At 60.0% G+C, this 12,834-nt stretch carries 9 protein-coding genes; 4 read left to right on the top strand and 5 right to left on the bottom strand.

Annotated features, from left to right (window positions below):
* The first annotated feature begins 212 nt into the window (after positions 1–212).
* Positions 213–1,076 (top strand): hypothetical protein, encoded by an 864-nt coding sequence (locus QMK32_RS21330; RefSeq protein ID WP_283477319.1) that lies wholly within the window; start codon positions 213–215, stop codon positions 1,074–1,076.
* Positions 1,077–1,426: 350 nt separating this feature from the next.
* On the opposite strand, the gene QMK32_RS21325 is transcribed toward QMK32_RS21330, so the two are convergent.
* Positions 1,427–2,242 (bottom strand): hypothetical protein, encoded by an 816-nt coding sequence (locus tag QMK32_RS21325; protein WP_283477317.1) that lies wholly within the window; start codon positions 2,240–2,242, stop codon positions 1,427–1,429.
* A 149-nt stretch (positions 2,243–2,391) separates the two neighbouring features.
* A complete protein-coding gene (locus QMK32_RS21320; protein ID WP_283477315.1) occupies positions 2,392–2,730 on the bottom strand; it encodes a hypothetical protein in 339 nt (112 codons plus the stop codon).
* 264 nt (positions 2,731–2,994) lie between these two features.
* Here QMK32_RS21320 and QMK32_RS21315 point away from each other — a divergent pair, with 264 nt between their 5' ends.
* Both QMK32_RS21315 and QMK32_RS21310 read left to right on the top strand, forming a co-directional pair.
* A complete protein-coding gene (locus QMK32_RS21315; RefSeq protein ID WP_283477314.1) occupies positions 2,995–3,405 on the top strand; it encodes a hypothetical protein in 411 nt (136 codons plus the stop codon).
* A complete protein-coding gene (locus QMK32_RS21310) occupies positions 3,402–4,535 on the top strand; it encodes a hypothetical protein (RefSeq protein ID WP_283477312.1) in 1,134 nt (377 codons plus the stop codon). Before QMK32_RS21315 ends, QMK32_RS21310 begins: the two co-directional genes overlap by 4 nt.
* A gap of 325 nt (positions 4,536–4,860) precedes the next feature.
* Here QMK32_RS21310 and QMK32_RS21305 read toward each other — a convergent pair whose 3' ends face one another.
* From QMK32_RS21305 to QMK32_RS21295, 3 genes are all read right to left on the bottom strand, one after another.
* Entirely contained in the window at positions 4,861–8,031 is a 3,171-nt protein-coding gene (locus QMK32_RS21305) for a type I restriction endonuclease subunit R (RefSeq protein WP_283477310.1), read from the bottom strand.
* On the bottom strand, positions 8,031–9,212 hold the full coding sequence (locus QMK32_RS21300) for a restriction endonuclease subunit S (protein WP_502943728.1): 1,182 nt from the start codon (positions 9,210–9,212) through the stop codon (positions 8,031–8,033). Before QMK32_RS21300 ends, QMK32_RS21305 begins: the two co-directional genes overlap by 1 nt.
* Before the next feature lie 80 nt (positions 9,213–9,292).
* Positions 9,293–11,038 carry a type I restriction-modification system subunit M gene (locus QMK32_RS21295; RefSeq protein ID WP_283477306.1) on the bottom strand — a complete coding sequence of 582 codons (1,746 nt, stop codon included), beginning with the start codon at positions 11,036–11,038 and terminating at the stop codon, positions 9,293–9,295.
* 491 nt (positions 11,039–11,529) lie between these two features.
* Between QMK32_RS21295 and QMK32_RS21290 the strand changes: the two genes are divergently transcribed.
* Complete coding sequence (locus QMK32_RS21290; protein ID WP_283477305.1) at positions 11,530–12,384, top strand: GAF and ANTAR domain-containing protein; 855 nt, start codon at positions 11,530–11,532, stop codon at positions 12,382–12,384.
* Positions 12,385–12,834 lie beyond the last annotated feature (450 nt).

The following is a 12,834-nucleotide window of genomic DNA, read 5'->3' as shown; positions in this document are numbered from 1 at the left end:
ATCAATCTGGACTGTGCCCGTTGACACGACGGAATATAAATTATCGGCAATGATTGTCGTTATCAGTAAGCGGCTGTCGCTGAGGAATCCGCCGCGCCTTGTACATGTCGCTGTGGCCGCTGATACGAGGTCAACAGCACCATCTGGGCCAGCGCTCGATACCGCCCTGTGTCCTTCGCCAGAGGGCAGGTAATGAATGGGACAATTCCCCGGTGATCTCAGACGAATTTTTCACCGAGGTTCCATCATCAGGCACTTCGTTCGGCGACCCATGGGGAACTTCGTCGACTAGACGTGAGTTCGACATGTGCATGATGAGCGAACTACGTCGAGGTCCCGTCCCGGGGAAGACAGACCTGGAAGTGGCGATCGCCCTGTCCGGTCTTATTGATGGTGAGCTGACAGCCTACGGCACCGCAGGGGGTGAAGAGCTAGACGACAAGCAAATCGCGGAGGCCCTCATCGCAATGCGTGCAATCTGCGGGCGGCTGGGGATCGAATTCTCGCCACCATTTAGGAATTTCACTACGTTTCGGACGTATTGGAACAAGAACGACGGGTATGGGTCCTGGCAGGCCAGGCGCGAGATGGTCTCAGCGCTCATGGACCCGATTCATAGCTCATTGATTGCATTGGAGGACGGTACCTTCGACGCTCTCGCCGATCCAGCATCACCGCGTTCGGCGACAGGGTGGCCGAACGTAGATGAGGAAGTCCGAGAACTGCGCAGACGGTTTCAAACGGCATCCACGCCGCAGGACTACCGCGCTCTGGGGACTAATTGTGTCGGAGTGCTGGAAGCTTTGTCCCGGACGATATATCGCGCAGAAGTGCACCTACGCGATGGGGAGAAGGAGCCACCCGTCGACAAGACAAACATGAGAATCGAACGCTACATCGAGGACACACTGCCGGGGCCGAGCAACGAGGATATCCGGGGACTGACCAAGAAGGCTGCGGCATTAGCGCATCGTGTTAAGCATTCTTCGACGGCCATTAGACGCGACGCGGGAATCAGCGCCGATGCAGTAATACTGTTGGCAAACATAATTCGAAGGCTCGACCAAGAAGAATAGCAAGACCACGCGAGCACCCAGACTTGAAAGACGGTACACTTATATGTCGGGCTTTTATAGCTGACAGCGGTCACACAAATCCTCTCGCACTACGGGATTGCGTGTCTCGTAATTATCCGAAAGGCTCGGCGAGTCGTGCGGGACGCGCCGATACAAAAAATATGAAATTGTCAATTGAATTTCGTGGATTCAAGCTCAACATTACAGTTGCGGCCATCGTGCTTCTAGCACTCATCGCGCTCATCTAGTTGTGCTGCCCGCCAACCGATACTGGTTGGCGGGTTTTCCAGTTCATCAAGGGTTCACAACCGGTCAACGGTGGCCCAAAGCACACGCTGTCCTATTTCGGCTCACGCTCCTGCAGCGGCCATCTCGTCGAGCGTCGTTCGCACTCCCTCCACAAGGAAGTCCAAAACAGTGCCGACTCCGATACCCGGCTCGTCCACAATCCCAGGAATCCGGGTTGTCTCTACGTACCCGATGGTCGGGACAGGTTTCAGCGAGACCGCTTGCCACCTAGCCGATGGCTCCGGTTTCCTCACGATCACAGTTCCAGCGTGCGCCCCGTCTACCAGATCACTGGTGCCATGGGCATAGCTGACGATCTCCACAGTGGGCGCGGAGTCATCGAATGTCAGCTCATGCGGAACGTATGCAACGACTGAGACCTCCCGATGCTTGTCGCCGTTTACAAGCCGGGTGAGAACCGAGAGTGGATGCTGCTGGGGATCCCTGTCGGGCAGAAAGCCGAAAGGCTGGCAATTCTTCACAGCGTCCAGCACTTCGGGCGAACATAGGCCTTCCAGCGATCGCTCGGGACCGCGGTTCTTGGATGTCCCCTTCCACAGCTCTGGCTCAGTCAGAACCGGAAACTGAAGCCTACGTTCCTTCGACTCCGGCAGATTTGGCACTTGACTCCGAACGTGCCCGACAAGTGCATGATCCAGCGCGGCCCGGAGGCTTGCCAGCACATCCCCGAAGGCTAAGCCCCACCAGTCAGGCATCTGCGGATCGACCGCAGCATAGAACCGTACAACCAGCAGCGACGGATCGAAGACATTCGTAGTGGTCGGTCCTTGTCGAAACCGTATTGGGTCCAACGCCCGATAACTTTCAATGTCGCCCTTGAGCTCATCGGCCCGCCGTTCAGCCCACTTCAACTTCATGTACGCACTGTCCACCAAATCAGTATCGTCGACCGGAATCACTGCCAGCTCCAGCAGCCCGACCCACAACCACTTCTATATATGGCGGCTCCGATGTCCTGAAACGTAATTTCGAGGCGGACTGGCCTCATGTCCACTCCCGTCAGCGACTACGTCGCCTTGGCCGAGAGCGCATCATCGATGCGCTGAACGAACACTTCGCCGTCGTTCCACCCGAGATCGAAAGCCGTATCGCCGAACACTTCTGGCAAGGACACACCGGAAACGTCGACCCGCACCACATCACTACCACCCTGCGCAATCTCGGAAACTCCGACGTCATCGAGTGGTCTCGCGGCAACACCAGCCGTGGAGGTCGCAGGATCGACACCATCCAGCTCGCGGACCGCCGGCGTCGGGCAACGAGAATCGACAGAGCTGCGGCCCGCAAGCGCCTTGTCTACTCCCGATACACCAGTTGGGCCCAGGGAACACAACGCTTCCCTCACAGACTGATCGGACCAGCAGGCGAAGTCGCTGTGAGGTCCGCGCTGATCGCATCAGGCGCGCTACAGCCAGCCGTGCCCGGTGCCGGGCGAAACGAAGAATCTGCTGGGCGTCACGCTGCGGGGAGCACTCGATAGCGCAGGGTTCGTCATCCCAGTCGTGAGTGGGTTGCCTCAGGCACCCGTAACCACCATCTTCGAAGTCAAGAACATTCGCTCCTGGATATACCCAGCTCAGCCGAGCTCTACCAACTACTGGACAAGGGTGTGCTGCTTCAGAAACCCAACCCTGAACAGCTGACTTTACCGATCATGGTGTGCCGTCGCGCGCACTACACGACCTTCTGGATGGCGAAACAACTCGGCTTCTTCGTCATCGAGATGGGTCGACAGTTCGCCGGCGACGTGGAGGAGGACGCGTTGCTCTCGGTCCGCAACGCACTGCACTTCAACGACCTGCACGCAGGTACGGGCCCATCCATCCGAGTGACCGACCGCATGCAAGGCTCAATACCGAAGCAGGCGACCGCCGCTGCAGAAATTTGGCGCACGACGACAGCTGATCTGGGCTCCACGATCCAAGCGCTGCGCCGAGTGACGAGACACAAGGACCGGCAAATCGTGATGCAGTCTCTACGTGAGAAATCCCTTGATCGTGGAGACCGGGGCGGATGGTGACCGAACCAGCAGAAGCTTCACGGGCACTGAAGCTATCCCGCCCGACCGTCTACCTGGATCAATGGATGTGGTTCGCCCTGGCGAAAGCAGACCACGGGAAGGGCGACAGCAAGCAAACCCAGGCACTGGAGGCGGTCCGTAATGCCGCGGAGTCCGGAGTCGCGTTCCCGCTGTCCTCTACGACCTACAGCGAAACCCTGTCCGGGATAACCGACCCAAATCAACGGATGAGACTCGCGCGAACAGTGGCATCACTCTCGTACATGCGGACACTGAGAGCACCGCAAGTTCTCATTGAGCACCAACTTCGCACGGCCATGCACGTCCAGTTGGGACGCCCAACTTTCCGACCCTCACCGATTGATGTCCTCGGACACGGCGCTCACTGGGCATTTCGAGGTGAAGCAGGCGGCTTCACGTTTTCTGCCCCGGAGGCCGGGCCTCTGATCCCGCCGAGCACTCTGACCGAGATCAACCAGTGGGCTGAATTTCGGCTGTTCGCAGGGCCTCGGGACGATCAGATAGCTCCTCTCAGAGCAGAGGGCTACAACCCTGAAGCAGCAGCAGCGTCGATGTCCAGCCGAGTTGACTGGGAGAACGACCTGTACAAGGCACTCGAAGCAGAGGGTCTTGGAAAGCCCTCAGCGAGGGAAATGCGCACTTTTCTACAGGTACGAGAACTACTGCACGAGCACAAACGGCCACTCTACGAACTGCTCCACGCTTACAACATGTCGTTCGAAGGCACGTTCAGCGGGAAGGACATCAAGAGTGCGCGGCGAAAGCTCGCAAATTTTTCTGACACAGTCCCCGCTTTGCGCATCGCGGTCGACCTCAAGACACACCTGTTCCGTCAAGAAAAGCTGTGGACTACCAACCCAATTCGAGACATAGATGCCCTTGCTCATGCAGTTCCCTACAGTGACGTCGTGGTCCCGGACCGTGAGATGATCAGCCTCCTAGCTCGCTCCAAAACGGCCGAATCATTCGGAACAACGATCGTGCATCTGGACGATCTACCGAGTGCACTTGTCCCGCTCGCCGCGCGAGCTGAGCGACTCGCGGACGACCCCACGGGCTGGGGAGGCAACACTTTCCGACTCGACCCGCCCCCAGGAGTGACGTTCTAGCACCTCCGCGCTGCGTACGCTCTTGCCCATTCGATGGTCCGCGATTCCATACCGCGCACCGCGCGGACCGTCTTGGGCTCGTACGTGATTTCAATGTCCGTTGTCATGTCCACAAGGCTCCTGAATCTTGCCGGAACGTGACCGGACTCGCAGGAAGCCGACCGACAACGCCTCTGCTGCTTGGGGTATGCGCCGACCAGCAGGGCAAAGGTCGAAACGCGATGTTGCTGGAGAGTGGCAGTTCCTCAATGAGTTGCTCAGTTTGTGACGCTACTCACTAAGCAGTTTGTCGATGTCACGGCCATACAATGATCGCTAAGAGCTCTTACGCGCCTTCGCCCTCCGCACTCGCCGGACCGTCCCAAGCATCCGCTGGCTGATCGATAGCCGCCTCGTAAAACGCGTCTGCCAACGCCATGATGACCGCACTGATGCCGGGGCCGTCGCTGAAGAAGTAGTCGGCCATAGTGTTGTGGGCATCCTGATTGTCGACGACCGCCTCGGTGACCGCCGCCTGGAAGTCCTGCGATTCGACGAACTGCTTCTTCGAGTTCACGCGTGTCTGATTGACCAACTCTGGATCCGCGAGCAGTTGGTGCACCAGACCTTGCACGAACTCGCGGATCTGGGCCGCAGAGAACGACTCGGCTCCGAACAGATCGTTCATCTTGTCGATGACAACTTGCAGGGCAACATATTTCGGGTCCTTCCGGGTACCAGAACCAGCTGCGCTGATGCCCTTGAGCTCACCGTCACCCGTCAACGAAATGTCGACCGCGCCAGCCTTGGTGTGCTTGACCCCGACCAGGACCACATCCGACAGATCCACTTCCGCAGCCCAGGACGAGTCCGCGATGAGCTTGTCCAACAGCCGCAGGAAAATCGACAGCATCTCCATGAACGGGTCGCCGTAGTCGACGATCTGACTCATGAAGTCATACAGCCGGACATAGGTGGCGACGTCCTTGCGAAAGAGATCGAGAGTGTTCAGTGCAACGGTGTCGTCGGCCTCGATCGCCGCCGCGTAGCGGCGGGCGAAGTCGTTCTTGGCCGGGCTCATCGCCGAGGAGAGCGCACTGTTGCCCTTACGGGTAACCCACAGCTCAGCGACCTCGCGCACCTGCTCCGGCGTGTAGATCCCCGCCTGCGCAAGTTTGGTCGCCAAGTGCGCGACGACGTACGGATCGGTCTCGGTCTCCAATCTGGCACCCGTGAAGTACGGCTCGAACGCCACCCTGATGTCCTCGGGCTTGTTCACGAAGTCGATCACGAACGTCTTGCGTTTGTGTTCCCCGCCCGCCGTGCGGTGAGTGCGGTTGAGCCGAGACAACGTCTGCACGGCAGTGACTCCCGAAAGCTTCTTGTCCACGTACATCGCCGTGAGCAACGGCTGATCGAACCCGGTCTGAAACTTGTTGGCAACCAACATGATCTTGTAGGTCGTGCCCTTGAACGCAGCAGCCAGATCCGAACCCGCACCGGGATTGAGGTTGGTTTCGGTGAACTCGTCGTCCTCACTCGGCTGCGGCCCCCACTCCGAGGCCCATTCCTCGTTCTCGTCCATCGTCACCGAACCGGAGAAGGCCACCAGCGTGCGGTAGTTGTACGACACGTCCTCCGCCGACCGCTTGTCGATGAAGGCGTCAATTGCCTTCTTGTACTTCACCGCGGCCTTGCGGGAGTCGGTCACGACCATCGCCTTGGCTTTGCCCTCCAGCAGGTGCGCGACGTTGGCATGGAAGTGCTCCACGATGATCTGCACCTTCTGAGCGATGTTGGTTGGATGCAACCTGACCCACCGCATCAACCCCTTGCGGGCAGCGGACTCCTCCACCTCGCCGCCGTCGCCGCTCTCCGCCTTGCCTGCGATCTTCAACGCGGTGTCGTAGGACTGGTAGCCCTTGAGCACGTCGAGGATGTACTCCTCCTCGATGGCTTGGCGCATCGAGTACAGATGAAACTCCACCGGCTTGCCCTCAGGGCCCGGCCGGCCGAACAGTTCCAACGTCTTGTTCTTCGGTGTCGCTGTGAACGCGAGAAAAGAGATGTTCTCCGATTCGGCGCGCGCAGTCATCTCCGCCGCCAGAATCGTCTCGACGTCGACCTCCCCGCCTTCCTCGATCTCCTCGACTTCCTCGGCGGTCAGCACAGCTTTGAGCTTGGAGGAAATCTGACCGGACTGCGACGAATGCGCCTCGTCGGCGATCACGGCGAAACGCCGACCCTTGAGCGAGGAGTCCTTACGGATCTCCTCGAGCGCGAACGGGAAGGTCTGCACCGTCACCGCGATGATCAGCTCATTGTTCTTCAAAGCCGTTGCCAGCAAACCGGATTTCGACTTCGCGCCGGCCTTGCGGACATCTTCCGGGCTGATCGTGGCCACGATCTTCCCCGACCCATCGATCTGGCGTATCGCGTCCTGCAGTTGCCCGTCGAGCACGGTGCGGTCCACAACGACGATCACCGAGTCGAAGACCTTCTTGTCGCTGACGTGTAACCGAGCCAGCCGGTGCGCAGTCCAGGCGATGGTGTTCGTCTTGCCCGATCCTGCCGAATGCTCGATCAGGTAACGCTTGCCCACCCCTTCTTCGCGCACCGCGGCCACCACGTTCGTCACCGCCTCCCACTGGTGGAACCGGGGGAAGAGCATGCTCGTGCGGCGCACCGACGTCCCGGTCGCCACGTCCCACTCCTGCTTGGTCTCCACGAGCATCAGCCGGCCGATGATGTTGAGCCAGGCGTCTTTTTCCCAGACTCGCTCCCACAGGTAGGCCGTGGCCGACCGTCCGCCCTGCGCCGGCGGGTTCCCCGCGCCTCCCTTGTGGCCGACGTTGAACGGCAGAAAGTGCGTCGTCGTCCCTTCGAGGCGGGTGGTCATCGCAGCTAGATCGTTGGAGACCGCGAAATGGACCAGCGCCCGATGCCCGAACGACAGCAGCGGCTCGCCTCGGCCTTTGGTCATGGGGTTGCGGTCCTTGCGGTACTGGCTGATGGCGTCGTCGAGAGACTGGTTGAAGTCGGTCTTCAACTCCACGGTGGCGACCGGGAGGCCGTTGACGAAGAACACCAGGTCGATGCTGCGCTGGTCGGCGGTGGAGAAATGCACCTGCCGCATCACCCGTACCCGCATCGCGGCGTATTGCTCGTTGGTAGTCGCGTTCAGGCCCGTTTCGGGGCGGAACTGCGCGATCTTGAGCCGGCCGCCGCCGATGTACTGCACGCCGTTGCGCAGAATGTTCAGCGTCCCGCCACCGTGCTCGAGGGGCTTGTCCAAAGCTGCGGTCAGCACATCGAGGAACTTGGCCTGCGACCCTGCAGCTTTCAACGCCTTCGCGTAGACCGCCTGCTGGGTCTCCTGCAGCCAGTCGAACAGGTCCTCGGGGAACAATGCCCGTTCCCGGTCGTAGCCGGTGTCCTTCGGCGAATAGAGCCATCCGTGGGCATCCAGGTACGTACAGATTTCGGACTCGAAGACAATCTCCTGGTGATCGGTCATCACGCCCTCTCCCGTACGTCGATTTGCCCCGTCACCGCAGCCGTGATCAGCGCCAACCGCCGTTCCTTCGAGAGCTCGATGAACCGCTCCGTTTCGGCGATCAGCACGTCTATCTTCGCGGTTTCCCGATCCAAGATCGCTTCAACTCGCACTTGCTCCGTTGGATCTACGGAAGGCACACGCAGTGCGCGAAGCTTCTCTGCCGTTAGGTGTGGGATGGTCGATTTGTTGCACACGATGTCTAAAACGCCAATATCTCGATACGTTTGCAATACATACCCCAACCAGCCGGACGACCAGTTATTGTGCGGACGGAGTCGATTAACGGTCTTCTGGAAGGACCACCCATGCATATCTTCGAGAAGCAAAACGTTAGTGCCTACTGCGCCGCCCTCAACGACGAGCAAGTCTCCCTTGAGTAGGTTGAGGTTTGCTGCCTCGGCCTCCGAGTAGGGCATATGGTTCACGTCGTCTAGCTTGAGGCCAGCATCCTGGATGTTTCCGGCTCGGATATAGGGAAGCGTCTGATCTGCGGTGCGAATTGCCTTACCAGCGTCCAACATCTTTCCAAGCGTCACCGAAAAGTGGTGACCGATTGCGGTGAACGCCATTTCGGGGGGCGGCGAAAAGGGGTTCGCCGATCCGAGAACCGCCGCTCGAAGCAGATCGAGCCGCCGCTTGCGGAGCATCTCGATCAGTCGCTGCTGCTCCTGGATGAGTGTGTCGATGCGGGCGGTCTCGTGGTCGAGGTAGTCACAGACTGCGCGCTGATACTCGGCGGGTGGCAGAGGAAGAGGAATACGAGCGAGCTTCTCTGCGGTGAGGTGTGGCATCGAGACAACGTTGGAGTAGGCGCGAAGAAAGCCGCTCGCTCGTAGCGCGATCAGGTAGAACGCGATAAAGCGGCCGTCGGCGTCCCCTATCGGTCGCAGTCGGTTGATCGAGTTCTGGAATCCCCAGCCGGGCAAGTTCTCGTCAACATACGCGGCGCGGCCAAATCCGCCTTGGCCGCCCTCGACGACGACGACGTCGCCCTTCCGGATGCGCAACTTCTCCAACTCGGTAGCGCTGAACCACATCTCGTTCACATCGTCGAGGGCCATCAGGCCGTCAGGTTGCACGTTCGCGGCGCGCATATATGGAGCAATCACGTCGCTACCTGAGTCCTTGCTCTGCAGCATCTTGCCGAGCGTGACGGTTGCAGCGTTCTTGACCTGGCCCGTCTGCCACCCATCCGGCAAAGAAACCCACAACGGCCCCGTCACTGCTCTACCTGTCGAAGTAGGTCAAGGATCTTGCCGACCTGTTTATCTAGATCAGCATCGATCTCAGCGAGTAACCGGGGTGGGACGTACTTGTAGAAATGGCGGGTGAAGGGGATCTCGTAGCCAGTTTTGGTCTTGGTCCAGTCGATCCAAGCGTCGGGGACATGGGGCTGCACTTCAGCCTCGAAGTAAGCCTCGATCACCTCAGTGATACCGGCTGCTCCCGCGGTGGAGCCGCCATAGGTGAACGGCACGTTCTCGGTGTCGCGCCTCTTGGCGTCCGGCTTGGGATCGCCTTTACGGTCGGTCACTGGATCTCCGCCGTCGCCAAGCAGTGGACGCTCGACGGTCACAGTCCAGAAACCGAACTCGTCGTTGCGCAGCACCTTGGAATAATCAGGGTCGGCGTCGGTAAAATCGGCATATAGTCTGACGACCTTGGTGCAGTCACTCTCGCTGAGTTCGCGGTTCTTCGAGCCGAGGTTCTTGCGCATCTTGGTCCAGAACGACGTGCCGTTGACGAGCTGAACTAGCCCCTTGCGGTCGGGGTGCTTGGTGTTGTCGAGAATCCAAATGTACGTAAAGATGTCGGTGTTGAAGAACATGTTGGACGGCAACGCAACGATTGCCTCGACTAAATCGTTCTCCAACAGCCATTTTCGGATGTTCGAGGGCCCAGATCCAGCGCCGCCGCTGAAGAGTGGCGAACCGTTCAAAACTATGCCGACGCGGCCGCCGCCATCCTCGGGGGCGCGCATCTTGTGGGCCAGGTGAAGCAGGAAGAGCATCTGCCCGTCCGACGTCGACGGGAGGCCGGGGGCGAACCGGCCGTAGGGGCCGGCTTCGTCGTGTTCCTTCTTGACTGCCTTGGCGTACTGCTTCCAGTCGACCCCGTACGGCGGATTCGACATGCCGAAGTCGAACTTTCGGGTCTTAAACGCATCGTCGGTCAGGGTGTTCCCGAACGCGATACTGGTCGCGTCGTGGCCCTTGGCGAGCAAATCGGACTTACAGATCGCATACGACTGCGGGTTGTACTCCTGGCCGTACAGGCTCAGCTTCGCATCGGGGTTCTGTGCGAGCAGGTGCTCCTCGGCGAGGGTGAGCATGCCGCCGGTACCCGCAGTGGGGTCGTAGAGAGTACGGACGATGCCGGCCTCGGTCAGGTCGACGTCCTTCTCGGCGAAGAGCAGGTCGACGAGCAGGCGGATCGCGTCGCGCGGGGTGTAGTGATCACCGGACGTTTCGTTCGCGGCCTCGTTGAATTTGCGAATGATGTACTCGAACGCATCGCCCATGTCGGAGTTGGAGACGACCCCCGGGTGTAGGTCGATGGCTTTGAAGGATGCGATGACCTCACCCAACAGCTCTGCCTTATCCAGAGCGAGGATCTCTTTCTTGAAATCGAAGTACTCGAATACGTCGACGTCGGGCGAGAACCGGTCGATGTAGTCGGTCAGGTTGTTTGCCAGCTCGTCGGGCTCCTTCAGGAGATTGGCGAAGGAGTAGTTCGACGTGTTGTAGAACGGACGGCCGGTGGCCTTCTTGACCTCGACCTTGAGGCGGTTGGGGTTGTCATACCGTGTCGCGAGCTCGCGCACCACCTCCCGGTCGGGCTCGATGATGGCGTCGAGGCGGCGCAGGATCGTAAGCGGGAGGATGACGTTGCCGTACTGGTTAGGCCGGTATGGCCCCCGAAGATGGTCAGCGATCGACCAGATGAAATTACCGAGGGTGCTCACAACGCTCCTTACAAAATCACTCATCCATGACTGCTGCAAGAGCTGCGCGCGGCGCGCTCCAGCAGTTGACGCATTACAGGGCATCATCGCAGCATCACCAGGCTCAGCCGTCACACCCCGCCGAGCGACGCGATCACGGCTGGCCCTGAGAAGCGGGTTCAGCGAATCGTCTTGAGCACGATGGGGCGGCTGGTCATGTGTCAGAGTGTCCCTATAGACCGGCGGTCTACAACTTTCAGACGCCGTAAAAAAAGACCTACCGGCTCCCTCGCCGTGTGCGCACACACGCCTACACAGGTTCACTCCCCTGTCTGGGCCTGACATAAGGGCTCTTTATCGGATGCGCGACGGGTCGCCGAGAGTGCGCGCTCCCCGGTACGGTGCGGTTGCCGCTGGCGTACGGTTGCGGCAGCCGGTGAAGGTCATCACCGCCGACAGGTCTCGCGCACGTCAACAGGTGTAATGACTGCACCGTCTGGGGCTCGATCCACATGACCGACAGGACACCACCCCACCGAGCGCCCGCCACTGCCCTCGAAGCAGCCGCAGCACTCGACTTCGACGACGAAATCTTGGCGGCGTTGTCGACACCGGCCCGGCCAGCTCCGAGCGCCGGGGCGTCGAGTTATTACGCCGAGGACACTTTCGAAGCCCTCGACATCTTCCGGGAAACATTGCTCAACCACTCCCGTTTCGAGACACTCCTACAAAGTCTGTGCGAACAGGTGGTTGCCGCGATCCCCGGTGCCGATATGGCAGGAGTTACTCTCCTACATCACGATTCGGCGAATCCGGTCACAGCGGCGTGTTCGGACTCTCGCGTGGTCGACGTCGACACCGATCAGTACACCGCCGCTGAAGGACCCTGCTTGGAGGCCGCCCGCACCGGCCGCATCGTCTGTGTCCGGGTCGGCGAAGTCGCGGTCCGTTGGCCGACTTTCGCATCCGCTGTTGCCGATATCGGTGTGCGCAGTTACCTCTCTGCACCGCTTGCGGTCGATTCCGAACATGCCGGATCGCTCAATATCTACAGTTTCGACGGCCACGGCTTCAGCGACATCGACAAGGTGTTGGTGAAAATGCTCGTCACGTCGGTGGAAGTGGCAGTGTGGAACTCACGGCACGCAATCGAAGCACAGGAAGAGACCGCCGGTCTGCGCCAGGCAATGAAAACCCGCGGGACCATCGAACAGGCAAAAGGCATCGTGATGGCAGTGCGCGGGATTTCCCCCGACGCCGCGTTCGCGGCACTGTCCGAGCAATCGCAACGCGAGAACACCAAATTGGCGGTACTGGCCGCCCGGATAGTGGACTCGGCCGCGGCGAACCCACGTCAAGAGCGGTAGTTCGATCGCAGAAGCTCACGCGGTCTCGCACACTTGCACCGATCGAACAGAACTGCGCACGCCTCAACAAAAGTGACCGACCGTCCCAAAGGCGTACCGGAGAGACGATGCGCGAACGCCGTGTAGATCGCCGATCTCGCGGAGATGACACGATGGCCGATATACACCCGCCCGTTGCCACACCGACGTTCGAACTATTCGGTATGGAGGTGCACTGCAGCTCGCCCCCATACGCCGTCTCGAGGACTGCGCCGCCGGAGCCGAGCTGGCAAGTGCACGGACCATCCGGCACGGCCCTCGGATCGCCGCAGGCGTTGCGCCGCTATGTCAGAATCTCGCACAGGTGTGACGACGGCTGGGTTCATGCCGCGCTAATCGTCGGCGGAGGAACCGGCGGCGCGCCGGAGCCTTCCCACCCGCAGGCATCGCAAACCGCGTAGATGCGTGTAG

Source organism: Rhodococcus sp. H29-C3 (assembly GCF_030063405.1).
Lineage (GTDB): Bacteria > Actinomycetota > Actinomycetes > Mycobacteriales > Mycobacteriaceae > Rhodococcoides.
The sequence above is the reverse complement of the archived record's forward strand: the minus strand, read 5'-3'. Positions and strand labels throughout refer to the sequence as shown.

Bases quoted from the DNA above. Each gene is read 5' to 3' on its own strand.
- QMK32_RS21325 (WP_283477317.1), bottom strand. From the start codon at position 2,242: ATGAAGTTGAAGTGGGCTGAACGGCGGGCCGATGAGCTCAAGGGCGAC.
- QMK32_RS21305 (WP_283477310.1), bottom strand. From the start codon at position 8,031: ATGACCGATCACCAGGAGATTGTCTTCGAGTCCGAAATCTGTACGTAC.
- QMK32_RS21300 (WP_502943728.1), bottom strand. From the start codon at position 9,212: ATGCTGCAGAGCAAGGACTCAGGTAGCGACGTGATTGCTCCATATATG.
- QMK32_RS21290 (WP_283477305.1), top strand. From the start codon at position 11,530: ATGACCGACAGGACACCACCCCACCGAGCGCCCGCCACTGCCCTCGAA.